The sequence below is a fragment of the Faecalibacillus sp. genome, assembly GCF_047023275.1.
Lineage (GTDB): Bacteria > Bacillota_I > Bacilli_A > Erysipelotrichales > Coprobacillaceae > Faecalibacillus.
The window spans coordinates 151,142-175,109 of the sequence record NZ_JBKYAR010000001.1 but is presented as its reverse complement, the minus strand read 5'-3'; the positions used below and the strand labels follow the sequence as shown (position 1 = coordinate 175,109).

Genomic DNA, 23,968 nt, shown 5'->3' with positions numbered 1-23,968 from the left:
GTGAGAATAACGGAGTTAAATCAAAAGATGTGTCAGATGGTTAATTAAGTAAAATAATAATACTTTGAAAATAAAATACATTTCCTCTAACAACTATGGTTTCATGATATAATGACAGTATAATAATCATGAAAATAATGGAGGAAGAAAAGATGACTATTAAATTACCTAAAGATTTCTTTTTTGGTGCAGCAATGTCAGGACCTCAAACAGAAGGTGCCTGGAATGTAGGTGGAAGATTACGTTCTTATTGGGATATGTATTCTGATCAAGAAATTAATGCTTTCTTTAATAATGTGGGATCATATGTTGGAAATGATATGTACCATAAATATGAAGAAGATATTAAATTATTAAAAAGTTTAAACTTTAAATCATTTAGAACTTCTATGCAATGGACTCGTTTGTTAGACCAAGATGGTAAATTAAATCCAGAAGGTGCTGCTTGGTATCATAAATTAATTGATTGTGCAAATGAAAATGGAATTGATATTTTTATGAATATGTATCATTTTGATATGCCTGAATATTTAGTAAAACGTGGTGGATGGCAAAATAGAGAAGTTGTTGAAGCTTATGCCAACTTTGTAAAGATTGCAATGGAAGAATTTGGAGATAAAGTAAAATATTGGTTTACTTTCAATGAACCTATTGTAGAACCAGAACAACAATTCTTACATGGTGTTTGGTATCCATATCAAAAAGATTTTAAACAATCAATTAATGTACAATATAATATTACATTAGCTCACTGTCTTGCAGTAGCAAACTTTAGAAAATTAAAAGCAGAAGGTAAACTTTGTGAAGGTGCTAAAATTGGTATGATCAACTGTTTTGCTCCACCTTATACAAAAGAAAATCCATCTCCTGAAGATTTAGAAGCCGTACGTATGACTGATGGATTACACAATAGATGGTGGTTAGACGTTGTTGCTCATGGACATTTACCACAAGATGTTTTAGATACTGTAGAAAACGATTGGAAAGTAGAAATTAATCGTCGACCAGGTGATGAAGCCATCTTAGCTCAAGGTAAAGTAGATTGGTTAGGATTTAACTATTATCAACCAACACGTGTACAAGCGCCTGATAGTAAGTTTGATGAAAATGGTTTACCATGTATTTCTAAACCTTATATTTGGCCTGAAAGAAAAATGAATGTTTATCGTGGATGGGAAATTTATCCAAAGGGAATTTATGACTTTGGTATGAAAATTAAAAAAGAATGTCCTGATTTACCTTTCTTTATTTCTGAAAATGGAATGGGTGTTGAAGGTGAAGAAAAATATATGGATGAAAATGGAACAGTTCAAGATGATTATCGTATTGAATTCGTTAGAGATCATTTAGAATGGATTGCTAAAGCTATTGAAGATGGTGCTAACTGTTTAGGATATCATTATTGGGGTGTTATTGATAACTGGTCATGGATCAATGCCTTTAAAAATAGATACGGATTTATTCGTGTATGCTTAGATGATGGTTATAAACGTAAAGAAAAGAAATCAGCTGCATGGATTAGAGAAGTTGCTAGAACAAATGAATTTGAATAGTCATAGAGGTGTCTACTAAGTGTAGGCACTTTTATTTTGTCTATAAGAATGAAATTATTACTATAAAGGTATATAAAATAGTGCGGGACATTAAATATAAATTATTTTATATTTAATGTTTTTTGCGGAAATTGGAGGTTTGAGTACTTTTTCAAATGCGGAAATTGGAGGTTTGAGTACTTTTTCAAATGCGGAAATTGGAGGTTTGAGTACTTTTTCAAATGCGGAAATTGGAGGTTTGATGATTGATACAAATGCGATTTTTGGATATACTATGTTTATAGGAGGTATAAATTCATGTTCAAAAGAAAAATATATAATAAAATTAAAGAATGGAAAGATACTTCACAAGGTAAAACAGCTTTATTGATAGAAGGAGCCAGACGTATAGGAAAGTCTACAGTTGTTGAGGAATTTGCTAGAAATGAGTACAAAAGTTATGTTCTCATTGATTTTTCTATTGCTTCAAATGAAGTTAAAGAAATGTTTGAGGATATGTCAGATTTAAACTATTTCTTTTTACAATTACAGTTACATTATCATGTAGAACTTGAAAATAGAAATTCAGTTATTATTTTTGATGAAGTTCAGTTATGTCCAAAAGCAAGACAAGTTATTAAATTTTTAGTTAAAGATGGTCGTTATGATTATATAGAAACCGGTTCTCTTATTTCTATAAAGAAAAATGTAAAAGATATTTTAATTCCAAGTGAGGAAAGAAAACTTCAAATGCATCCAATGGATTATGAAGAATTTTTATGGGCTTTAGATGATAAAACAACGATGAGCTTATTAAAAATGACTTTCGATAATAAAAAGAAATTAGGGGATCAACTAAATAGAAAACTTATGAGAAGTTTTAGACTTTATATGCTTGTTGGTGGTATGCCACAAGCTGTTAATGAGTATATACAAACAAATAATTTTAAAAAGGTAGATGATATTAAAAGAGATATTATAAATCTTTATGAAGATGATTTTAGAAAAATTGATTCTACTGGAAGACTTGCACTTTTGTTTGAAGCTATTCCTTCCCAATTAAACAAAAATACAAAAGGTTTTCAAACAAAAAAAATATTAAATTCTTATAAAACGGAAGATACAACTATTCTAAGTTTAATATCAGAATTAAAAGATTCTAAAACAATATCAGTTGCTTATCATGCTAATAATCCTGAAATAGGTCTTTCTGCATATAAAGATTTAAATCTATTTAAACTTTATATGGCAGATACAGGTTTATTTGTAACCTTACAATTTAAAGATAGAGATTTTACAGAAAATACAATTTATGAAAAATTACTTAATGATAAGTTATCTACAAATTTAGGATATCTTTATGAAAATGCTGTTGCTCAAATTCTAACAGCTAATGGACATGACTTATTCTATTATACTTTTAAAAATATTGAACAAAAACGCAATTATGAAATTGATTTTATCATCTCTAAAAAGAATAAAATATGTCCAATAGAAGTTAAATCTTCAAATTATAAAAAACATACCTCAATTGATGAATTTTATAAAAAATACTCATCAAGAATTTTAGAAAGATATATCATTCATACAAAAGATGTATCTAAAGATCAAGATATACTATGTTTACCAATTTATTTAACACAATTTATTTTATAAAAAATGATAATTTATGAGTATATTTTGTAAAAAATTCACTGTTTTTTCAAAAAACAGTGAGTTTCATGTATAGAAAATCACTAAATTTTAAAAAAACAGTGAAAAAATAATAAATACTTTATTAATGAGATATTTTTCTCATCTAAAAATGAATATATAAAAATATAAATAAGAAAAAAATTCTATTTCAGTTTTGAAAGATTTTTTTCTTTTTTCTTTATGTAAAAATAAGGGCAAGGAGGGAAAAGAAATGTTACACAAAAAATTAAAACCATTCCCTAAAGATTTTCTTTGGGGTGCAAGTACAAGTGCCTATCAAGTAGAAGGGGCAAACTTAGAAGATGGAAAAGGTCCATCATGTCAAGATGTTAAAGTTATTCCAGAAGGAACATCTGATTTAAAAATATGTGCAGACCATTATCATCATTATAAAGAAGATGTGGCGTTAATGGCTGAAATGGGATTTAAGTCTTATCGTTTTTCTATTTCTTGGTCAAGAATTTTACCTAAAGGAATAGGAGAAATTAATCAAAAAGGAATTGATTTTTATAATAATTTAATTAATGAATGTTTAAAATATCAAATTGAACCGATTGTGACAATGTTTCATTTTGATATGCCAGCATTATTAGATAAGAAAGGTTCTTGGAGTAAGCGAGAATCTATTGATTGGTTTTTAGAATATGCAAGAGTCTTATTTGAAAACTTTGGTGATCGTGTTAAATATTGGTTAACAATCAATGAACAAAATATGTTAACTCTTGTAGGACCAACGATTGGAACACTTATTGTTCCTGAAAATACAACAAATTTAACAAAAGAGATTTATCAACAAAATCATCATCAATTAGTTGCACAAGCAAAAGCTATGGCTTTATGTCATGAAATGTTACCAGATGCAAAAATTGGACCAGCACCTAATATTGGACTTGTTTATCCAGCAAGTTGTAAACCAGAAGATATTTTAGCTGCTCAAAATTATAATGCCATTAGAAACTGGCTTTATTTAGATATGGCGGTATATGGTGTTTATAACAACTTAGTATGGGCCTATTTAGAAGAACATGACGCATGTCCAGAATTTGGCGAAGGTGATGAAGAAGCATTGAAGAACGGTCATCCTGATTTTATTGGCTTTAATTATTATACAACATCTACTGCTGAGGAAAGTGATGGAACAGAAGAAATTGACCCAGGTGCAGATCAACAATCAGATCGAGGAGAAGCAGGAGTTTATAAAGGATATCATAATCCACATTTAATGAAAACAGAGTTTGGTTGGGAGATTGATCCTGTCGGTTTTAGAAATACCATGAGAGAAATGTATTCACGTTATCATTTACCAATGTTGGTTACTGAAAATGGCTTAGGTGCTTATGATACATTAACGGATGATGGAAAAATTCATGATCCTTATCGTATTAAATATTTACAAGAACATATTAAACAAATTCAATTATCTATTACAGATGGTGTAGAAATGATGGGATATAATCCATGGAGTGCCATTGATTTAATTTCTACACATGAAGGAATGAAAAAAAGATATGGTTTTATCTATGTTGATCGAGATGAATTTGATTTAAAAACATTAAAAAGATATCGTAAAGATTCTTTCTATTGGTATAAAAAAGTGATTAAAACCAACGGAGAAGATCTAACAAATGATTAAAGGAGAAATAAGAAAATGAAAGTATTATTAGTATGTAACGCAGGAATGTCAACAAGCATCTTAGTACAAAAGATGGAAATGGCAGCTAAAGAACAAAATATTGATTTAACAATCACTGCCTTAGGCTTTACTCAAGCAGAAAAAGTTTTAAAAGAATGGGATATTGTTATGCTTGGACCACAAGTTAGACATCAATTAGTAGGACTTGAAAAAGCTGCAGAAGGTCAAGTTCCAGTAGAAGTTATTAATATGAGAGATTATGGAACAATGAATGGCGCAAATGTTTTAAAAAGAGCTATTGAAATTGTAGAAGCTAGAAAATAGTAGAAGGGGTGCATCGAAATGGATGCGTTTTATAAGGAACTCTATGTTGTTTATTTTAGAAAGTGGCTTTTTAACCAACAAAATAAGACATGCATTGTCTATAATGATCCTCAAGATCAAGATACTGTTATTTTAGAAGAGAAGAATTGTCTTTGCAAAATCACATTTAATCTTCATTCAATCATAGAATTTACAATAATTAATAAAAAAACAAATAAAGCAGAATGTTATTTGCATTTTCAAATGCAAAATTTAAATCATGCTTGTAAGCTTTTTTATGAGATGCTTGAAAATATGTCTCAAATAACGAATATACCAGCAAAAAAAATACTTTTAACCTGTTCAGGTGGGCTAACAACAGGATATTTTGTAGAAAAACTTAACACGACTGCACAACTTTTAGAATTAAACTATATTTTTCAAGCAATTAGTTTAGAAAAATTAGAACAAGTATCTCAAAAATATGATCTTATTTTACTAGCACCTCAAGTTTCTTATCAATGTGCTTTATTACAAGAAAAATATAAGAATAAGCAAATCTTAAAGATACCAGCAACTATCTTTGCTAGATATGATGCTTATAAACTCATAGAACTTATAAAAGATACCTTAGAAAACCCTGAATAGGGTTTTCTTTATCTTTATAAATATATTAAAATAGAAGTGGTGATAATATGAATTTATTTATGAACTTAAAAGAAAATAAAGAGCTCTCTAAAAATGAAAGAATACTAGCCGATTATATTTTAAAACATCCAGAAGATGTTTTAAAAATGTCATCTAAAGAACTTGGTAAAGCCTGTTTTGTTTCTACAGCGACGGTTTATCGTTTATGCGATAAATTGAATCTTGCGGGATTTTCTGACTTAAAAATAAAAATTACGAGCTCTTTAAATGATTATCTAAAAAGTAATGGAGATTTTAACTTTGATTTTCCTGTTAATCCGTTTCAAACTCATTATGAAATTGTCCATAAAATCAAAGAAGACTATGAACAAACTCTCAATTTAACCGCTAATCTTTTTAGTTTAGATCAACTAAGACTCATTGCTTCTGCAATGAAAAAAGCAAAAGTGATTGATATTTATACATCAGCAGGAAATATCAATTTTGCTTTAAACTTCCAATTTCAAATGAAAGAAATAGGTGTAAATGTCAATGTTCCTATTGAAGATTATCAACAACGATTAAGTGCCGCTAGTAGTGATGAAAACCATCTAGCAATAGTGATTACTTTTGGTGGAAGAGGCATTTTATCAGATATTGTACCTCGTATTTTAAATAAAACAAAAACACCAATTGTTTTAATTTCTTCATATGAATATACTTTTAAAGATATAAAACCAGATTATCAATTATATATTTCACCTTATGAAAATCATTATAAAAAGATATCCTCTTTTTCTACAAGATTATCACTTCTTTATATTTTAGATGTTTTATATACATGTTATTTTGAATTGGATTATCAAAATAATTTAGATAGAAAATTAAAATATTATGAAAATCTTGTAGAAGGTAATATTAAATGAGAAAAGAATTCTAAATAATAAATAGAAAATGAGAATTTTTGAGAAAAAAATTCTTTTTTTTATCTCTAAATTGTTTTAAAGAATGAGATTTTCTATGATAGCTTTAGGAGGTATTTTTATGAATGTAAAAGCAATTATGTGTGATATAGATGGAACACTTCTTTCAAGTGAAGGGGTGGTTACCCCTAAAACAGTAGAGATGATCAAAAAAGCAAGAGAAAAAGGAATCTTATTTGGTTTATCTACAGGAAGAGATGTTAATAGTATTCAAACTTTATTAAAAACATGGGGAATTGATGGTCTTGTTGATATGATTGTTGGTACTGGTGGTGCAGAAATTTATGACTATACGCTAGATATCGCTAAAGCTCAATTTCCTTTAGATGGAAGATTGATTCAAAGTATTGTTAAACATTATGAAGATATGGATTGTAACTTTGCCATTCCTGAAGATGGTATCTTATTTGCGCCAAAAGATGATGAACATATTCAAATGTTGTCAAAGGCAGATAGAGTACCTTATCAAGTTGTTGATTATAATGAATTCTTACAAAATCCAAAACCTAAATTAATTATTATTTGTAAACCAGAGGATATGGATAAAATCATTGAAAGATCAAAAACATTCCATAGTGATGAATTTAAATCATCATCCCTTAAAACAGCAAGTGTTCTTTATGAATATATGGATCCAAGAGTTTCTAAAACAGCAGGATTAATTGAAATCTTAAAACTTCATCATATTGATATTAAAGAAATTGTGACATTTGGAGATGCTGATAATGATTATGATATGACCTTAAATGCTGGTGTTGGTGTCGTTATGGCTAATGGAAGTGATAAAACAAAGAGTGTCGCAGATTATATTACGGATGATAATGATCATGATGGTATTGGAAATTATATTGAAAAATTTATTTTAGGAGATTAGAAAAATGGGAAAAATTATTTTTATTGATGTCGATGGAACATTATTAGATTATGAAAACAAATTACCTGCTTCTGCTGATAAAGCTATTAAAGAAGCAAGAAAAAATGGACATCGTGTATATATTTGTACAGGACGTAGTGAAGCTGAAGTTTATGATTATATTTGGGATATTGGTCTAGATGGAATGATTGGTGGTAATGGTTCTTATGTTAAAGATGAAGATACTGTTGTGATGCATCAATTAATTACTTTAGAACAATGTAAACATATTGTAGATTGGTGTCATTCTAGAAATTTAGAATTTTATTTAGAAAGTAATAATGGTTTATTTGCTTCAGAAAATTTTGAAGAAAAAGGAAATCCAGTAATTAAAGTTTATTGTCAAAGAAAAGGAAAAGAAAACGCCAGTGAACAAACAGTACGTACAGTTTTCCCTGAAATGATTTATGGAGGAGAACTATACCGAGATGATTGTAATAAAGTGAGCTTTATTTTAAATAGTTACCAAGATCGTTTAGATTCAATTGAAGAATTTCCTGATTTAAAACCTGGTACTTGGGGTGGCGCTGGAGAAATTGCATTATTTGGTGATTTAGGTGTTAAAGGTATTGATAAAGGACACGCTATTGATGAGTTATTAAAACATTTAGGGGCTTCAATCGAAGATACTTTTGCTTTTGGTGATGCAAAAGTAGATATTCCAATGCTTGAATATTGTCATGTTGGTGTGGCTGTTAATAGCGGTGGTGATGAAATCAAAGCCATGGCTGATTATGTTACAGATGATGTTGATCAAGATGGTATTTATAAAGCATTTGTTCATTTTGGTTTAATTGATGATGTTTTAAATCTTTGTTAAAAGTTTTTGCTTGGGCAAAAGCTTTTTTAGTAAAAAGGAGGTGTATATTACATACACCTCAAATTATTTAATTTGTATCTGATAAAGTTAATTGGTTTGTACAAGATAATACCTGTTATAGCACTGACTAAATGGAAGAAGATATCAGCTGTACAATAAGTGTATTGAACGTATCCACTAAAGTAGTTTATATATATTTGTAAATTTTCAATTCCAAAAACAATAAGAATAACGATAAAAATACTTTTAAATAAAGTTGTTTCATATCTAATAAGATATCCTAAAGGTATAAACATAAGTAAATGACAAATAGAATATTTAGTTTGATGTAAGAACCTATAATATGGATTATAGAAAGTTACCATATATTTAATATCTTCGGAAAAATGATAATGATTACCTGGATTTGTTACTACTGGGAAAAATAATACACAAAATAATAATGAAATATATAGAGCACATATACTACTATAAATAATAGAAAATTTCTTGTACTTATAAAAAATGATTGTAAGTAAAATAGCACTTACTATAAATAATATATACGGAAATTCAATGATATTATTGCCACTATAATCATAAAATTTAAATGAATTAATCATTTGCTCTTGCTCTCCTCTCTTAATTTCTTGCTCTCCTCTCTTAATTATAGTTAAAGTATAAAAATAATTTAGAATTTAAAATATCAAAATAGTATTAATTTTCTATGTTTTTTATATATAGAAGTTACTTTTTTCTTTTAATAAACAAAGCTATAATAAAGTGAGGTGATTTTAATGGAACATGTAGAAAAATATAAGATTTTTCAAAAAGAATTGGTAGGTACAAAAGAAGGAAATCCTTTTAAAGATATTATAATAAAAACAAGTTTTATAAATGAAAATGAAAAGATTGAAACAGAAGGATTTTATAAAGGAAATGGTCTGTATGAAATACGTTTTATGCCACAAAAAACAGGGAAATGGCAATATGTTGTAGAAAGTAATGATTCTCAAATGAATGGGATCCAAGGAGAATTTGTTTGTGATGAAGCAAGCAAGAAGAATCATGGACGTGTTTGTTTGAAAAAAGATGTGATGTCTAAAAATAAAATAAACTTCTATGACAATGAAGATGATTTTCATTTTGCTTATGAAGATGGTACAAACTATTATCCATTTGGTACAACATGTTATGCTTGGATCAATCAAACAAATGAGCTTCAAGAAGAAACATTACATACCTTAAAACATTCACCATTCAATAAAATAAGAATGTGTATCTTCCCTAAATATTATAGTTATAATACAGAAGATCCTCAAAACTATGCTTTTATAAAAGATGAAAAAGGTTTTGATTTTACAAGATTTGATAATACTTTCTTTGAAAATTTAGAAAAAAGAATTCAACAACTTGATGAACTAGGTATTCAAGCAGATATTATTTTATTTCATCCTTATGATCGTTGGGGATTAAGTAAAATGACAAAACAACAAGATATTTATTATCTTTCTTATGTTATTAGAAGATTAAGTCATTATAAAAATGTATGGTGGTCTCTTGCTAATGAATATGATTTAATGCCTCAAAAAAGCATTGAAGCTTGGGATGAATATGCTAGAGTTATTATGAAATATGATGTTTATGGACATTTAAGATCTATTCACAATTGTATTCCTTTCTATGATTATCATAAATCATGGATAACACATGTCAGTGTACAAAGAGTAGATGTCTATAAAACTGCTGAAATGGTAAGTCAGTGGCGTGAAGAATATCATAAACCAGTGATTATTGATGAAGTAGGTTATGAAGGAAATATTGATTATGGTTGGGGAAGCTTAACAGGACAAGAATTAACAAGAAGATATTGGGAAGGATGTCTTCGAGGAGGTTATCTTTCTCATGGAGAAACTTATGTAGATAAAGGTCCATCTATTTGGTGGTCACATGGTGGTAAGCTTTATGGAGAAAGTGTTGAAAGAATTGGCTTTTTAAAAACAATTATTGAAAATGCTCCACAAGGAGTAAAACCATTAAAATTAACTGCTGAAAATCATGAAGAAAACTGGGATTCAATTTGTCTTTGTAAAGAAGATCATTGGTATTTATATTATTATGGATTTTTTAAGATGATGTATAGAAATTATACATTACCACAAGGTAAAAAATACAAGATAGAATTAATTGATACATGGAATATGAAAATTAAAGAATTACCAGATATTTATGAAGGTAAAATACGTATTTGTTTAGGTGGTAAACAATATATGGCAGTACGTATGATAGAGATAAAATAAAAAGTCTAACAATTTGCTAGACTTTTTATTTCCATAATTTTTCAGGATAAACACCTTGATGAATAAGTTCTTGAATAGAATCTTGAACAGCTTGTTTATCTTCTGGATAAGTAACTCCAAACCACTTATCTGTTGTTTCTAATACTTTAACAGAAGCTCTTTTTGATTTGATAAGTTGATCAACAATAATTGGTAATAAATATTCTTTTGTAAGAGGATCATCATTTTTATTCAATAAAAATTCTTTAAAACCATTTTCAAGATAATCAATAAAATGAGGATAACCAGCCCACATATTCATAGAAACACGATTATTTTCTTGAATAATATCTTTACTTTCTTCTGTATCACAATCAATTGTTCCATGATCATTTCTAATAATACCTTTTGTTTCAATAACTCTATGTAAATAACCATCTGCATCTTCTACGCAAATACCACGAGTCACTGTCCCATTATCACTTAAAGTATTCTTTAAGATAAAACCAGCCATAGCCATTGTAAATTCACTTTGTTCTTGATTAGCACTAATTAAAAAATCATGAAGTTTTTTAAATGCTAATTTTCCATAATAATCATCAGCATTAATAATGACAAAAGGTTCATTAACAATACCTTTACAAGCTAAAATAGCTTGACCAGTTCCCCAAGGTTTTACTCTTCCTTCAGGGACACTGCATCCACTAGGGATATGTGTAATTTCTTGATATACATATTCAACTTGAATATATTGTTGGATACGATTGCCAATAACTTCTTTAAATTCTTTTTCTATATCTTTTCTAATAATAAAAACAACTTTATTAAATCCAGCTTCGATAGCATCATAGATTGAATAATCCATAATGATTTCATCATGAGGGCCAATTTTCGCAAGTTGTTTAATTCCTTTTCCATAGCGTGAACCAATTCCAGCCGCCATAATAATAAGTGTTGTATTCATATTTATCTCCTTTGTATAAACAAGATTATAACATATTTTCATAAATATCCATGTAAATTTTATTATTTTATCACGGTGTGATAAAATAATCATGAGGTGAAAAACATGAACTATAGTTTAATTCTTTTATGTGCTGGAAGTGGCAAAAGAACAGGTTTGAAGTATAATAAAATATTTTATAAAATAAATAATCAAACTGTTTATGAAATGAATATTTCTCATTTTTTAGAGGATAATAGATGTAAACAAATTATTGTTGTAACGAAAGAAAATGAAATAGAAGAAATTAAAAAATTAGTCAATGATCCAAGAATTGACTATGTTTTTGGTGGAAAAGAAAGACAAGATAGTGTTTATGAAGGTTTACAAAAAGTAAAAGAAGATTATGTTTTTATTCATGATGGAGCAAGACCGTATGTAAGTAAACAAAGTATTAATGATTTAGTTGAATGTTTAAAAACATATGATGCTGGGTTATTAATGGTTCCTTGTAAAGATACTATTAAAGAAGTTAAAGAGGGTATTGTTGTTAAAACTTTAAAAAGAGAAACTTTGATGCAGGCTCAAACACCACAAGTATTTAGAAGTGAAGATATTAAGGTGGCTTATCAAAAGGCAAAAGATGAAGGATATGTTGCGACTGATGATAGTCAATTATTTGAAAGATATATAGATAAGGATATTAAAGCAGTATTAGGGGATTATAGTAATTTAAAAATTACAACACAGGAAGATTTAAAATGAAAGGTAAGCATATTAGGAAAGAGAAAAAGAGTATAGTTTGGATTTTAATTGCTTTATTTGTTTTAATAGGAGTTATTTTTGGATATTTTCATTTTAAATCTGATGATCAAGAAGATTTAAGTCAATATAAAACAGTTGTAGGAACAATTAAAAATGTGGGTGATGAAACATTATTGATAGAAACAAATGATCATCAAAAGTATTTAATTTCTATTGCAGGAGCAATAGATTCTAATAAAGGTCTTATCAAAGGAAATAGAATATATATTTACTATGAAGGAACATTAGATATAAAAAATAAAGATATCCAAAGTATAAAAGTAAAATCATATAAAGTATTGGAGTAATAAACCTAGAACAATACCAATTAAAGAAGGTATTGTTTCTTTTTTATTTTCAATATTTATATTTTCTTTTTCATCTACTAACATCCATATAGAAACAAAAAACAAATCTACCCACATATCAAGATGTTCAAAAGTCTTACCAACAATAAAAGTAAAAAATGTATATAAAATAGTTTTTAAATACTTTTTTAAATATTCTTTAAATAAAGGAGAATATTTAAAAAGTCTATTAAGATATTTTTGAATAAAAGAAAAATCATTTTTGATTAAATAATGAAATAAAATCATAAAAAATATCCAAAATAAAAATAATAGATAATCCATAATATCACCTCAATATAGCATATGAAAAAAACATGCCTATAAAGGGGTAAAATTACATAAAATAATCATTTTATTATTGCATAAAAGTAAACAATAAGATATAATGGACGAGCATGTAAAGATTATTTTACTGCCTGCTTACTAAAAAGTAAGCCAAAAGACCATAGGAGGTAAAAGAGATGAATAAATATGAAATTATGTTTATTGTAAAACCAGATGTTGAAGAAGAAGCTAGAAATACTTTAATTGAAAACTTCAAATCAATCTTAACTGCTAACGGTGGTTCAGTTGATAATGTCAACGAATGGGGATTACGTGATTTCGCTTACGAAATTAAAGATTACACAAAAGGTTACTATGTTGTAGTTGATGCAACTTGTGCACCAGCAGAAATCGCTGAATTCGAACGTTTATCAAGAATCAACGCTTCAGTTTTACGTCACTTAACTCTTCGTAAATAATTAGGAGGCATTTGACGATGATTAATAGAGTTGTTATGGTTGGTAGAATGACTCGTGATCCAGAACTTAGAAGAACTGGAAACGGGGCTGCAGTTACAAGTTTTACGTTAGCATTAAATCGTAACTATAACTCTGCAGATGGGCAACAAGCTGATTATATTTCATGCGTTGTATGGAATAAAGTCGCTGAAAATGTTGCACAATATTGTGCAAAAGGATCTTTAGTAGGAGTTGAAGGTAGACTTCGTTCTAGATCTTATGATAACGCTCAAGGACAACGTGTATACGTTACAGAAGTTGTTTGTGACTCTGTTCAATTCTTAGAAACAAGAGCTCAAAGAGAAAGAAACCAAAGTTCTATGAACCAAGGTATGATGAATAATCAATATTCTCAACCTGCTCAACCACAAACAGATAATTTCCAAGATATGCAAACAGTTGAATTAGAAAAAGATTTTGATAATTCGTTTAATATCATGGAAGACGATATTCAATTTTAGAAAAGGAGTATATGAACATGGCTTTTAAAAGACAAAGAATGGGTAGAAGAAAAGTTTGTTATTTTACAAAAAACAAAATTACTTACATCGATTATAAAGATGTTGAATTATTAAAAAGATTTGTTTCAGCTAACGGTAAAATCATTCCTAGACGTGTAACTGGAACTTCTGCTAAATATCAAAGACAATTAGCAGTAGCTATCAAACGTGCTAGACAAATGGGATTATTACCATACGTTGGTGAATAATAACTATTAAAAAACCTTGATAAATTCAAGGTTTTTTTGTTTTTAAAAACATATTGACATCATTTGTATAAACTATTGAGTTTTTCTGATAGTGCTTCTTTACTTTCGGCGTATAAGTGGCTATATGTTTTTAAAACAGTATCTACCGTATCACCAATTCTATCAGCTACAATTGTTGGGCTATATCCTAAATCTATAAGTAATGAAACATGATTATGGATTACGTTTTAAATTACTTTCTGAATATTACGGTGTGGCAAGGCCACTCCGTAATATTCAACTTGAGATCGTATTCTTTGATATGTTAAATCATCAACGAAAAGACTTTGTTTTCTTTTATCAAATAATAAATAAAGTTGTCTTTGAATAGAGGACATTTCATAAAAGTCCTACTAATATTATTTTTATATAGTACATATGTTGAATTTCATTTCAACATATGTATTCGCTAAAAAAGAGTTTTTTCTTTTTAAATAATAATTAATTGATACAATAGTATAAAGGAGGAATCATTGTGGGATTTTTAGACAAACTATTAAAAAAAGAAAATAATAAACAAGAAGAAAAACCTGCCAAAAGAATCTATCAAAGATTAAAAGAAGTAAGTGAAATTGAATATATACGCTTTGAATTAGAAGAAAAAGAAACACATATCTTTGATAGTAAAGTAGGTGGTGCTTATTATGTACCTAGAGATCAAAATCTTCCAGTAAATCAAAAAACAGGAGCACCTTTATATTTATTAGCACAAATAAATTTTGAACAAATACCTCATATAAAAGATCTTCCAGAAAAAGGATTACTTCAAATCTTTATTAGTGGAGATGATGATGTTTATGGATTAGACTTTGATAATGAATATAACCAATCAGGGTGGTGTTTACGTTATTTAGAAGAAGTACCAAAATTAGTAGATAAATTATGTATCTATAGGTTTCAATGGAGCGAAGATACTGATCTGCCTTTAGAAAAAGATACAACTTTTTTATTAAAGGCTCATTTAGATAAACAAGTTATAACAATGAATGATATTCATTTTGATGAAGTTGTTGATACTTATTTAGATGAAAAATTAAAAGAAGCTATGCAAGATGATGAGGTAATGGATGAATTAAATGATTTGTTTACTTTGATTCCTTGTCAAATAGGCGGTTATCCTTTTTTCACACAATATGATCCTCGTCAAGAAGATAGTAATGAAGTATTGTTATTTCAACTTGATTCACAAGATCATATTTTATGGGGCGATTCAGGCATCGGTAATTTCTTTATTTCAAAAGAAGATTTAAAAAATAAAGATTTTAGTCATGTTCGCTATAATTGGGATTGTTATTAGATGCATATTGTTTGCTTAATAGAGAAAAATAGTTTATATTATAAATAGGAATAATTACTACTTATAGAAAAGAGGAAAAGGCTATGAAACAAAAATTTTATATTTGTAAACACTGTGGAAATGTGATTGAAAAAGTTGAAGATAAAGGAGTCCCTGTGGTATGTTGTGGAGAAGTTATGAAAGAACTTCAAGCAGGAATAGAAGATGCTGCATTTGAAAAACATATTCCTGTTTATACAGTGGAAGGAGATACTGTTCATGTATTTGTAGGAGAAGTTGAACATCCAATGACAGCAGAACATTGGATTGAATGGGTTTCTTTAAAAACAGATAAAGGTATTCAAAGAAAATATCTAAAACCAGGAGAAAAACCAAGTGTTGATTTTAAAATCTTAGAAGATGAAAAAGTAGAAGAAGTGTATGCTTATTGTAATCTTCATGGATTGTGGAAAAAATAATGAAGCTATAAAAAGACCAGAAATGGTCTTTTTATATGTATTATATGAACAGTTCAATTATAATTATCATTTGATAAATAGTTTTTAGTATATTAATTCTTAATAATATATAAACAATGGTAAGTATAATAAAAACAAACACTTTAAAACAAGATATACGTCTTAAAAAATGGTAATTAAATTTGTTTATGCAACCGTTGGTTTAGTTTATGTATGCTTTATAAAATACCAAGTGAGGATGAACATCGTTTATTTGATTAAAAAAGTTTCGAATTGAAGTGAACTGAATAAGTTGGACCAACAACTTAGGAGGTTCACTTCATTTTTTGCTTTTTTGATGAATTATTAGGTTCTTAGGAATCGAGTCTCATTGTCAATAAGGAAATTGGAATAAATTTAGGACATTTTCATTTTCGAATCACATTTTTTAAGTATTGCTGGTAAGACTTGGAGATTAGAGCATTATGATTTTTTTGTATATTTAGAAATTCTATAAAATTATTGATTTATATCTTAATTAACCATCTGAAACAGGTGGTCAATTAAGATTTATATTAAAAAATCACTAAAAAAGGACTTAGCCTTTTTGTAAGCTAAGTCCTTTTGTCACACTTCTTTGTACAAATCCCATAATTGGTGAGAAGATACAAGTTGCGATAATGGTTCCTTCTCTTAGGGCAAAACCACATTGAAAAATAAGTGATAAGCTTATACATGATATAACAAGGATAATATCTATAACTTGTCTTGTTTTTTGAAAATCTACTTTAAATGTATTTGAAAAAGTTAAGGCAAAGCCTTCACAAGGGAAAACACATACATTTAAAGCAACAAGTAAACCACAACCACTGGCAGAAATACATAAACCAATGATTTCCATAATGAGTGATTGATAGTATTGAAGAGAAATACCTCCTAATACTTGATAAACAATCGTATTAACAACCATTCCAAAACATAAACTCATTAAAAATTGAAGAACATATTTTATTTTAAATTGTTTAGAGAAAATGACTTGAAAAAGAATCATACAAGCATTCACAAATAAAGTGAGCGTTCCTACTTTAATATGTGATATATAATTAAAAGTTAAAGCTAAAGCTTCATAGGGAGAAACCCCAATGTTTGCTTTAAAACAAAGGGAATCTCCAATAGAAACCATCATTAAAGTAAGAATAAAAAGACAATATTTTTTCATTAAAGTTTTTCTCCATTAGAAGCAATGACTTGTTTATACCATTCAAAAGAATCCTTTTTATATCTTTTTAATGTACCATTTCCTTCATTATCTTTATCAACATAAATAAATCCATATCTTTTCTTCATTTCACCTGTTGTAAAAGAAACAAGATCAATACATCCCCATGGTGTATAACCTATCAAATCAACACCATCTTCTTCAATAGCTTTTTTCATTTGAACAATATGTTCCTTTAAATAATTAATACGATCTTGATCATGTACAGTACCATCAACAAGTTCATCAATTGCGCCAAAACCATTTTCTACAATAAATAAAGGAATTTCATATCTTTCATAAATAGCATTCATAATATAACGTAAACCTTCAGGGTCAATTGTCCAACCCCATTTTGTGGTAGTTAAGTATGGATTTTCAACATTATGTTCATTTACAGCTTCAACAGAGGAAGCAAGATCAATGGTGCTTTCACCATTAACTGTTGTAGACATATAATAACTAAATCCAAAGTAATCCACTTTTCCTTGTTTTAAGATATTTAAATCATTATCTTCCATTTCAAGATGATATCCTTTTCTTTCAAACATCTTTAAAGCATAAGCTGGATAATGTCCACGACATAAAACATCACTAAAGAAATAACGATCATGCATAGCTTCTAGGGCAAGTTGATTGTTTGATGGTTTACAATCAAATGGATAAACAGGTTCCATCGCTAACATACATCCGATTTTAAAATCAGGATTGATTTGATGCCCTAAGATAACGGCTTTAGCACTTGCAACAAATAAATGATGCACACTTTGATACATAGCAAGTTCTGGATTTTCATATTGGCTATAAAGAACACCAGCATTTGTCCAACCAAAGATATCGTTATGATAATTGGCTTGATTGTTGATTTCGTTAAAAGTCATCCAATATTTCACTTTATTTTTATAACGTTTAAAACATACTTCTACAAAGTTCATAAAGAAGTCAATCATTTTTCGATTATGCCATCCACCATATTCTTTAGCTAAATGATAAGGCATTTCAAAATGACTTAAAGTAATGACAGGTTCAATTCCATATTTTAATAATTCATCAAATAAATCATCATAGAATTGTAATCCTTTTTCATTAGGTTCTAATTCATCTCCATTAGGAAAAATACGTGTCCAAGCAATCGATGTTCTAAAACACTTAAATCCCATTTCCGCAAACAATTTTACATCTTCTTTATATCTATGATAAAAATCAATGGCTTCAAGATTAGGATAATATTTACCTTCTACTAATCCATCAGTAATTTCTCTAGCAACTCCATGTGCTCCAGCAGTCATGACATCAGCAACACTTAATCCTTTACCATCACAATAACCACCTTCTAATTGATGGGCAGCAACTGCACCACCCCATAAAAAATCTTTCTTCAACATTGATACATCCTCCTTTTTTTCGCATTTATCATAATCATAAATAATAGAAATGAATAGATAAGATGTGTTGATTAATAATTATTTCCTATTAAATGATCTATTTTAAGATAAAATTGGAAATTTTTTCCTAAAATAAGTAAAATAGAACTATAAATTTCCAATTATTTATAAAAAGGAGGAAAAATATGTTACTCATTCAAAAATTAGAATATTATGATCATTTAACCCCAAATGAACAAACTGTTGCTCATTATTTACTTGATAATCAACATCGTATACAAGATATTTCAATTTCAGAAATAGCCAAAGAAACGTATACATCATTATCGACAACAGTACGTCTTTCACAAAAATGTGGCTATCAAGGATGGAAAGAGCTTAAAAAAGCATTGATTGAAGAAATCAGTTATTTAAATAAAGAAACAACCTATGTAGATGCTAATTATCCTTTTAAACAAGGAGATTCAATCTTTAAGATTGCAAAAAATATGTCTTCTTTACTTTCAGAAAGTATTTTAGATACGTATCAACTTTTAGATCATGATTATTTCCAAAAAGCAATTCTTTTAATTAATTCATGTCAAATAATTAATGTTTATGGTATTACGCATCCTATTAGTGTTGCTTATGATTTTAAATTAAAAATGCGTACGATTGGAAAAACAGTCAATATTGTAGAAGATGAAGATTCTTATTATTATCAATCTTATTATACAGATCAAAATACATGTTCATTATTTATTTCTTATTCAGGAGAGACGTTGGAATTATTAGATGCTATGAAAAGAATTAAACAAAAAGGTTGTCCTTTAATTGCACTTACAAGTATTGGTGATAATACTTTTTCAAAGTTGGCAGATACATGGCTTCCTATTTCTACAAAAGAAAAGTTATCTAATAAAATCTCAACTTTTTCTTCTAATATTTCAATCCATTATTTATTAGATTTAATCTTTGCTTGTGTTTTTGAACATGATTATCAAAGAAATATTGAAATGAAAAAAGAAATATCTAAAGAATTAGATCATGAGCGTTTTTCTAATGTTTCTTTGTTGAAAGATGAAGATAAAAAATAAAATTCATTGGTGTGAGCTAAAATGAGATTTGGTATAATGAGTGAAGAAAGGAATGTGAGCAGATGAACGAATTAGAGCTTTTAAATTTAATCAATCAAGGTGAAAGTGAAGAAATAGAGTTTAAATCGTGGATAGCAACACCAAATTTCAAACAAATGATAAAGCTTTGTGTAAAGGAGATTGTTGCACTTGCTAATTCTAATGGTGGATATTTATTGTTGGGAGTAGAAGATAATAAAGAAATTACAGGGTGTACAAATTATGATTTGCAAAATATTATAGAGAGTATTTATGATCGTACAACGCCTAATCTTTTTACAAGGGCTGAAATTGTTGAGTCACAAGGAAAAGATGTTATTGTTATTACAGTTGACAAAAGTAATCGTTTATGTGGAACCTCTTCGGGTGAGTATTACAAAAGACTTGGGAAAAATTCAAAGCCATATACACCTGATAGAATGAAAGAAACATTTGATGAAGAAAATGATTATTCTTCAAGGGTTATTAACCAATCATGTGTGGATGATATTAATTTATTAGAAGTATATAAGTTGAAAGAAAAATTAAAAACACGTGATTTACAGTCAACATTGGTCGATTTAGATGACATATCTTTTTTAAAAGATTTATCTTTATTGGTAGAAACAGAAGAAGGATTAAAACTTAATGTTGCAGGATTATTATTTGTTGGAAAAGAATCAGCTATTCAAAAATTCTTGCCACAGGCAGAATGTATTTATTTACATTATAGCGATAATAATAGAGAAGAATATGATAATAGATTAGATTTAAAAATGCCCATTATTTCAGTATTAGATAGGTTAACTGAAAAAATTCAAGATTATAATCATTTAATTAATGTACAAGTAGGATTATTTCGACTTGAATTATATGATTTTTCTGAAAGAGTATTTCAAGAAGCTATATTAAATGCTTATACACATCGTAGATATGACAGCCCTGGTTCGATATATGTTAAACATTATTCTGATAAATTAGTTATTGAAAGTCCGGGTGGATTTATGGCAGATATTACGATTAATAATATTATTACGCATCCATCTTTACCAAGAAATAAACTAATTGCAGAAACATTACAAAGATTACGATATGTACAAAGATCAGGACAAGGTATAGATATTATGTATAAAGAAATGGTATCTATGGGAAAACCATATCCAGAATATACGGCATATGATGATGCAATTCGTTTAACTCTTTATAGTGTTTTAGAAGATGAAGGGTTTGTAAAGTTTATAGTGGAAACACAAGATAAAAATATGATTTCATTCTCTTTATCTGAATTAATGATTCTTCGCTATTTATTTGAAAATAAAAATATAAATTTATCACAATCTAAAAAAATAACACAAAGATCAATGAGTGAAGTAAAACATGCGTTAATTCATTTAGAAAAATTAAATCTTATCGAACAATCTGGAAGAGTATATATGATGACACCAAGTATGTATCATCAAGTAAAATCTGATATAAATTACACCCAAGACCAAAGTGTAACTTATTTAAAATCTAAAAATTTAATATTAGATTATTTAGATACACATGAAAGTATTAATAATGAAACTATTAGAGAATTGTGTAGATGCACTAAAAAACAAGCTGCAACCTTTACCAAAAAAATGAGAGAAAAGGGTATATTAATAATGGAGGGGAAGGCGCGAGCTACGATATATAAATTAAATAAGAAATAGATTTTCTTATAATAAAATCGTTCCAAATCGTTCCAAATCGTTCCAAATCGTTCCAAATCAATCCATAGTGGAACGCAATTATAAAAAACTATTGACCTCGAGTTACTCGAACTTTCTATAATGATAGAAAAGTAACGGAGGTAAAAGAGATGGAATATAAAGCATTAAATAATGGTATAAAAATGCCGATGGTTGGTTTTGGTACATTTCTAAATAATGGAGATGAATGTGAAAAATCTGTTTGTCAGGCAATTAAAGCAGGATATCGTTTAATTGATACAGCTGAAGCTTATGGTAATGAAAAAGAAGTAGGGAAAGGTATTCAATTAAGTGGTATTGATAGAAAAGAATTGTTTATTGTTACAAAAGTGAATTTTAAATCTTATGAAAATACAAGAGAAACGGTTTTAAATTCTTTAAAGAACTTACAAGTAGATTATTTAGATATGGTTTTATTGCATTGGCCTTTTGGAAATTATTATCAAGCATGGAAAGAATTAGAAAAACTTTATGAAGAAGGTCTTATTAAAGCGATTGGTGTTTCTAATTTTGAACCTGATCAATTAGTTGATTTAATTTCATTTAATAAAGTAAAACCAGCTATTAATCAAATAGAAACACATTTATATTGTCAAAGACATAAACATCATGAATGGGAAGATAAATATGATGTCGCTCATATGGCTTATGCTCCTTTAGGACAAGGTAAAGCAAATGAAATGTTTCAAGAAGAAAAAGTAGTTGAATTATCTCAAAAATATCATAAAACACCTGCACAAATCTTATTAAGATATAATGTTCAAAATGGGGTTATTGTGATTCCTAAATCTATTCATGAAGATAGAATTCAAGAAAATATCAATATTTTTGATTTTAAACTTACTGAACAAGAAATGAATGATTTAAAAGCATTAGACCATCAACAAGCAATGATTGGAAACCCAGAAGATCCATCAATGGTTGAAATGGCAATGACGTGGTAATAAAAAAAGAAATATCATTCTTTAGAATATTTCTTTTTACTAGGATTCTTATCATCTGGAAGTAGATGATGAAGAATCTTTTTTTCTTTTTCTATTTTATGATTTAAAAATTCGATACGTTTTTTAGCAATCTCTAATTCTTTTTCAGCGTTTTCTTTTTGTTTTAAAAGAATATCAAGTCTTTGTTTGATTGCTTCATCACCCTCTTGCATGCATAGTTCATGAAAGGTTTTAATATCTTGAATGGACATACCTAAACTCCTTAAATAACAGGTTCCTCTTAACCAATCAATAGCTTGTTCATCAAAGATACGACGATTATTTTGATCTCTTTGGACAGTTATCACACCGATATCTGTATAATAACGAACGGTATGTTCTGATAAATTCAACATTTGACACACTTGTTTTAAAGTATACATAAATTTCTCCTTGACCTCGAGTCACTCGAGGATATTACAATTCTATTGTAATCAATCAAAGATAAAAAATAAAGGAGAATAAGATGGAATATATTACATTAAATAATGGTTTAAAGATGCCATTATTAGGATTTGGTACAATGAATATTTTTGATGAAGAAGAATGTACAAGAGTATTAAAAGAAGCTTATGAAGAAGGTTATCGTTTATTTGATTGTGCACAAATCTATGGAAATGAAGAAGTTGTAGGAAATGCTTTAAAAAAAGCAGGTATCGATAGAAAAGATATTTTTTTGACGACAAAAGTATGGTTTACCAATTTTGAAGGAGAAGATGTAAGAAAATCATTATTAGAATCAATGAAAAAGCTACAAACAGATTATTTAGATTTAGTTTTCATTCATTGGCCTTATGGAAATACTTATCATGCTTATCGAGAATTAGAAAAGATGTATGAAGAAGGTTTAATTAGAAGTATTGGTATTTCTAATTATCAAGAAAGTCAATATTTAGATTTAATTCATTTTAATAAAGTTGTTCCTGTTGTCAATCAAATAAAAATCACATTAAGATGCCAAAGAAAACAGATGAATGAAGTAATGAAAGAAAGAGGAACTTTATTACAAGGGTATCAAGTTTTTGGTAAAGAAGAAACATTAGCAATTTATGAAGATGAAAGAGTAAAAGAAATAGCTTTAAAATATCATAAAACAACAAGACAAATCGCGATGAAGTATCTTGTTCAAAAGGGTATAAGTGTGATTACAAGACCAATGCAAAAACAATGGATGAAAGATAATTTAAATTTATTTGATTTTACATTAAATGAAGAAGAAATGAATTATTTAGCTTCATTTGATTTATTAGAATATAATACAAAACCTTCACAAGATTATCAAAGAACATTAAGTATGTTAGAAAAATAAACTAAATTTTCATAATATGAACATACAATGATAATTATATATCTTATGATATACTCTAGATAAAGAATAAATAAGGAGGAC

26 protein-coding genes are annotated in these 23,968 nt (G+C 28.0%); 20 read left to right on the top strand and 6 right to left on the bottom strand.

The annotated features are described in order from the left end of the window. The first annotated feature begins 152 nt into the window (after positions 1–152). The 8 genes from ACLVEP_RS00890 (at position 153) to ACLVEP_RS00855 (ending at position 8,506) form a co-directional block, all read left to right on the top strand. Positions 153–1,553, top strand: a complete 1,401-nt coding sequence (locus tag ACLVEP_RS00890; RefSeq protein WP_412582194.1) for a glycoside hydrolase family 1 protein — start codon at positions 153–155, stop codon at positions 1,551–1,553. A 297-nt stretch (positions 1,554–1,850) separates the two neighbouring features. Beyond that, entirely contained in the window at positions 1,851–3,188 is a 1,338-nt protein-coding gene (locus ACLVEP_RS00885; RefSeq protein WP_412582193.1) for an ATP-binding protein, read from the top strand. Positions 3,189–3,438: 250 nt separating this feature from the next. Then, on the top strand, positions 3,439–4,860 hold the full coding sequence (locus ACLVEP_RS00880) for a glycoside hydrolase family 1 protein (protein WP_412582192.1): 1,422 nt from the start codon (positions 3,439–3,441) through the stop codon (positions 4,858–4,860). A 15-nt stretch (positions 4,861–4,875) separates the two neighbouring features. Beyond that, positions 4,876–5,184: a PTS sugar transporter subunit IIB gene (locus tag ACLVEP_RS00875; protein WP_412582191.1), complete on the top strand. Its 309-nt coding sequence runs from the start codon at positions 4,876–4,878 to the stop codon at positions 5,182–5,184. A gap of 18 nt (positions 5,185–5,202) precedes the next feature. Then, the gene (locus ACLVEP_RS00870) at positions 5,203–5,811 is read left to right on the top strand and encodes a hypothetical protein (RefSeq protein WP_412582190.1); all 609 of its coding nucleotides are present in this window, start codon (positions 5,203–5,205) and stop codon (positions 5,809–5,811) included. A 47-nt stretch (positions 5,812–5,858) separates the two neighbouring features. Further along, entirely contained in the window at positions 5,859–6,716 is an 858-nt protein-coding gene (locus ACLVEP_RS00865; protein ID WP_412582189.1) for a MurR/RpiR family transcriptional regulator, read from the top strand. Positions 6,717–6,834: 118 nt separating this feature from the next. Beyond that, entirely contained in the window at positions 6,835–7,647 is an 813-nt protein-coding gene (locus ACLVEP_RS00860) for a Cof-type HAD-IIB family hydrolase (RefSeq protein ID WP_412582188.1), read from the top strand. A gap of 4 nt (positions 7,648–7,651) precedes the next feature. Beyond that, positions 7,652–8,506 carry a Cof-type HAD-IIB family hydrolase gene (locus tag ACLVEP_RS00855; protein WP_412582187.1) on the top strand — a complete coding sequence of 285 codons (855 nt, stop codon included), beginning with the start codon at positions 7,652–7,654 and terminating at the stop codon, positions 8,504–8,506. 47 nt (positions 8,507–8,553) lie between these two features. Here ACLVEP_RS00855 and ACLVEP_RS00850 read toward each other — a convergent pair whose 3' ends face one another. Then, positions 8,554–9,108, bottom strand: coding sequence for a VanZ family protein (locus ACLVEP_RS00850; RefSeq protein ID WP_412582186.1), 555 nt, complete (start codon positions 9,106–9,108; stop codon positions 8,554–8,556). Positions 9,109–9,282: 174 nt separating this feature from the next. Between ACLVEP_RS00850 and ACLVEP_RS00845 the strand changes: the two genes are divergently transcribed. Beyond that, positions 9,283–10,785 (top strand): DUF5605 domain-containing protein, encoded by a 1,503-nt coding sequence (locus tag ACLVEP_RS00845; RefSeq protein WP_412582185.1) that lies wholly within the window; start codon positions 9,283–9,285, stop codon positions 10,783–10,785. Between the two features lie 25 nt (positions 10,786–10,810). On the opposite strand, the gene ACLVEP_RS00840 is transcribed toward ACLVEP_RS00845, so the two are convergent. Next, positions 10,811–11,728, bottom strand: a complete 918-nt coding sequence (locus tag ACLVEP_RS00840) for a nucleotidyltransferase family protein (RefSeq protein ID WP_412582184.1) — start codon at positions 11,726–11,728, stop codon at positions 10,811–10,813. Between the two features lie 105 nt (positions 11,729–11,833). Between ACLVEP_RS00840 and ispD the strand changes: the two genes are divergently transcribed. Together ispD and ACLVEP_RS00830 are read left to right on the top strand one after the other, a co-directional pair. Further along, positions 11,834–12,472, top strand: coding sequence for a 2-C-methyl-D-erythritol 4-phosphate cytidylyltransferase (ispD, locus tag ACLVEP_RS00835; RefSeq protein WP_412582183.1), 639 nt, complete (start codon positions 11,834–11,836; stop codon positions 12,470–12,472). Beyond that, complete coding sequence (locus ACLVEP_RS00830) at positions 12,469–12,819, top strand: hypothetical protein (protein ID WP_412582182.1); 351 nt, start codon at positions 12,469–12,471, stop codon at positions 12,817–12,819. Before ispD ends, ACLVEP_RS00830 begins: the two co-directional genes overlap by 4 nt. Here the strand turns inward: ACLVEP_RS00830 and ACLVEP_RS00825 are convergent. After that, positions 12,799–13,143, bottom strand: coding sequence for a hypothetical protein (locus ACLVEP_RS00825; RefSeq protein WP_412582181.1), 345 nt, complete (start codon positions 13,141–13,143; stop codon positions 12,799–12,801). The two genes, ACLVEP_RS00830 and ACLVEP_RS00825, sit on opposite strands and share 21 nt — an antisense overlap. A 179-nt stretch (positions 13,144–13,322) precedes the next feature. Here ACLVEP_RS00825 and rpsF point away from each other — a divergent pair, with 179 nt between their 5' ends. The 5 genes from rpsF (at position 13,323) to ACLVEP_RS00800 (ending at position 16,146) form a co-directional block, all read left to right on the top strand. Further along, on the top strand, positions 13,323–13,604 hold the full coding sequence (gene rpsF / locus ACLVEP_RS00820; protein WP_118463546.1) for a 30S ribosomal protein S6: 282 nt from the start codon (positions 13,323–13,325) through the stop codon (positions 13,602–13,604). A gap of 17 nt (positions 13,605–13,621) precedes the next feature. Then, the gene (gene ssb, locus ACLVEP_RS00815) at positions 13,622–14,104 is read left to right on the top strand and encodes a single-stranded DNA-binding protein (RefSeq protein ID WP_022001179.1); all 483 of its coding nucleotides are present in this window, start codon (positions 13,622–13,624) and stop codon (positions 14,102–14,104) included. A gap of 17 nt (positions 14,105–14,121) precedes the next feature. Further along, positions 14,122–14,352, top strand: a complete 231-nt coding sequence (gene rpsR / locus ACLVEP_RS00810; protein WP_032091007.1) for a 30S ribosomal protein S18 — start codon at positions 14,122–14,124, stop codon at positions 14,350–14,352. A 514-nt stretch (positions 14,353–14,866) separates the two neighbouring features. After that, the gene (locus tag ACLVEP_RS00805; protein ID WP_412582180.1) at positions 14,867–15,688 is read left to right on the top strand and encodes a YwqG family protein; all 822 of its coding nucleotides are present in this window, start codon (positions 14,867–14,869) and stop codon (positions 15,686–15,688) included. Positions 15,689–15,771: 83 nt separating this feature from the next. Further along, the gene (locus ACLVEP_RS00800; protein WP_195993341.1) at positions 15,772–16,146 is read left to right on the top strand and encodes a desulfoferrodoxin family protein; all 375 of its coding nucleotides are present in this window, start codon (positions 15,772–15,774) and stop codon (positions 16,144–16,146) included. 577 nt (positions 16,147–16,723) lie between these two features. On the opposite strand, the gene ACLVEP_RS00795 is transcribed toward ACLVEP_RS00800, so the two are convergent. Together ACLVEP_RS00795 and ACLVEP_RS00790 are read right to left on the bottom strand one after the other, a co-directional pair. Beyond that, on the bottom strand, positions 16,724–17,344 hold the full coding sequence (locus ACLVEP_RS00795) for a YczE/YyaS/YitT family protein (protein WP_412582179.1): 621 nt from the start codon (positions 17,342–17,344) through the stop codon (positions 16,724–16,726). Then, complete coding sequence (locus ACLVEP_RS00790; protein WP_412582178.1) at positions 17,344–18,768, bottom strand: 6-phospho-beta-glucosidase; 1,425 nt, start codon at positions 18,766–18,768, stop codon at positions 17,344–17,346. The genes ACLVEP_RS00795 and ACLVEP_RS00790 overlap by 1 nt, the downstream gene beginning before the upstream one ends. Positions 18,769–18,953: 185 nt before the next feature. Here ACLVEP_RS00790 and ACLVEP_RS00785 point away from each other — a divergent pair, with 185 nt between their 5' ends. The 3 genes from ACLVEP_RS00785 (at position 18,954) to ACLVEP_RS00775 (ending at position 22,539) form a co-directional block, all read left to right on the top strand. Further along, positions 18,954–19,844 carry a MurR/RpiR family transcriptional regulator gene (locus ACLVEP_RS00785; RefSeq protein ID WP_412582177.1) on the top strand — a complete coding sequence of 297 codons (891 nt, stop codon included), beginning with the start codon at positions 18,954–18,956 and terminating at the stop codon, positions 19,842–19,844. Positions 19,845–19,906: 62 nt separating this feature from the next. Beyond that, a complete protein-coding gene (locus ACLVEP_RS00780) occupies positions 19,907–21,556 on the top strand; it encodes an RNA-binding domain-containing protein (protein WP_320096937.1) in 1,650 nt (549 codons plus the stop codon). A gap of 149 nt (positions 21,557–21,705) precedes the next feature. Beyond that, a complete protein-coding gene (locus ACLVEP_RS00775; protein WP_412582176.1) occupies positions 21,706–22,539 on the top strand; it encodes an aldo/keto reductase in 834 nt (277 codons plus the stop codon). Between the two features lie 14 nt (positions 22,540–22,553). On the opposite strand, the gene ACLVEP_RS00770 is transcribed toward ACLVEP_RS00775, so the two are convergent. Continuing rightward, a complete protein-coding gene (locus ACLVEP_RS00770; protein ID WP_412582175.1) occupies positions 22,554–22,961 on the bottom strand; it encodes a MerR family transcriptional regulator in 408 nt (135 codons plus the stop codon). Positions 22,962–23,044: 83 nt separating this feature from the next. On the opposite strand from ACLVEP_RS00770, the gene ACLVEP_RS00765 reads away from it, so the two are divergent. Further along, positions 23,045–23,887 carry an aldo/keto reductase gene (locus ACLVEP_RS00765; protein ID WP_412582174.1) on the top strand — a complete coding sequence of 281 codons (843 nt, stop codon included), beginning with the start codon at positions 23,045–23,047 and terminating at the stop codon, positions 23,885–23,887. Positions 23,888–23,968 lie beyond the last annotated feature (81 nt).

Bases quoted from the DNA above. Each gene is read 5' to 3' on its own strand.
- ACLVEP_RS00890 (WP_412582194.1), top strand. From the start codon at position 153: ATGACTATTAAATTACCTAAAGATTTCTTTTTTGGTGCAGCAATGTCA.
- ACLVEP_RS00885 (WP_412582193.1), top strand. From the start codon at position 1,851: ATGTTCAAAAGAAAAATATATAATAAAATTAAAGAATGGAAAGATACT.
- ACLVEP_RS00880 (WP_412582192.1), top strand. From the start codon at position 3,439: ATGTTACACAAAAAATTAAAACCATTCCCTAAAGATTTTCTTTGGGGT.
- ACLVEP_RS00875 (WP_412582191.1), top strand. From the start codon at position 4,876: ATGAAAGTATTATTAGTATGTAACGCAGGAATGTCAACAAGCATCTTA.
- ACLVEP_RS00870 (WP_412582190.1), top strand. From the start codon at position 5,203: ATGGATGCGTTTTATAAGGAACTCTATGTTGTTTATTTTAGAAAGTGG.
- ACLVEP_RS00865 (WP_412582189.1), top strand. From the start codon at position 5,859: ATGAATTTATTTATGAACTTAAAAGAAAATAAAGAGCTCTCTAAAAAT.
- ACLVEP_RS00860 (WP_412582188.1), top strand. From the start codon at position 6,835: ATGAATGTAAAAGCAATTATGTGTGATATAGATGGAACACTTCTTTCA.
- ACLVEP_RS00855 (WP_412582187.1), top strand. From the start codon at position 7,652: ATGGGAAAAATTATTTTTATTGATGTCGATGGAACATTATTAGATTAT.
- ACLVEP_RS00850 (WP_412582186.1), bottom strand. From the start codon at position 9,108: ATGATTAATTCATTTAAATTTTATGATTATAGTGGCAATAATATCATT.
- ACLVEP_RS00845 (WP_412582185.1), top strand. From the start codon at position 9,283: ATGGAACATGTAGAAAAATATAAGATTTTTCAAAAAGAATTGGTAGGT.
- ACLVEP_RS00840 (WP_412582184.1), bottom strand. From the start codon at position 11,728: ATGAATACAACACTTATTATTATGGCGGCTGGAATTGGTTCACGCTAT.
- ispD (WP_412582183.1), top strand. From the start codon at position 11,834: ATGAACTATAGTTTAATTCTTTTATGTGCTGGAAGTGGCAAAAGAACA.
- ACLVEP_RS00830 (WP_412582182.1), top strand. From the start codon at position 12,469: ATGAAAGGTAAGCATATTAGGAAAGAGAAAAAGAGTATAGTTTGGATT.
- ACLVEP_RS00825 (WP_412582181.1), bottom strand. From the start codon at position 13,143: ATGGATTATCTATTATTTTTATTTTGGATATTTTTTATGATTTTATTT.
- rpsF (WP_118463546.1), top strand. From the start codon at position 13,323: ATGAATAAATATGAAATTATGTTTATTGTAAAACCAGATGTTGAAGAA.
- ssb (WP_022001179.1), top strand. From the start codon at position 13,622: ATGATTAATAGAGTTGTTATGGTTGGTAGAATGACTCGTGATCCAGAA.
- rpsR (WP_032091007.1), top strand. From the start codon at position 14,122: ATGGCTTTTAAAAGACAAAGAATGGGTAGAAGAAAAGTTTGTTATTTT.
- ACLVEP_RS00800 (WP_195993341.1), top strand. From the start codon at position 15,772: ATGAAACAAAAATTTTATATTTGTAAACACTGTGGAAATGTGATTGAA.
- ACLVEP_RS00795 (WP_412582179.1), bottom strand. From the start codon at position 17,344: ATGAAAAAATATTGTCTTTTTATTCTTACTTTAATGATGGTTTCTATT.
- ACLVEP_RS00790 (WP_412582178.1), bottom strand. From the start codon at position 18,768: ATGTTGAAGAAAGATTTTTTATGGGGTGGTGCAGTTGCTGCCCATCAA.
- ACLVEP_RS00785 (WP_412582177.1), top strand. From the start codon at position 18,954: ATGTTACTCATTCAAAAATTAGAATATTATGATCATTTAACCCCAAAT.
- ACLVEP_RS00780 (WP_320096937.1), top strand. From the start codon at position 19,907: ATGAACGAATTAGAGCTTTTAAATTTAATCAATCAAGGTGAAAGTGAA.
- ACLVEP_RS00775 (WP_412582176.1), top strand. From the start codon at position 21,706: ATGGAATATAAAGCATTAAATAATGGTATAAAAATGCCGATGGTTGGT.
- ACLVEP_RS00770 (WP_412582175.1), bottom strand. From the start codon at position 22,961: ATGTATACTTTAAAACAAGTGTGTCAAATGTTGAATTTATCAGAACAT.
- ACLVEP_RS00765 (WP_412582174.1), top strand. From the start codon at position 23,045: ATGGAATATATTACATTAAATAATGGTTTAAAGATGCCATTATTAGGA.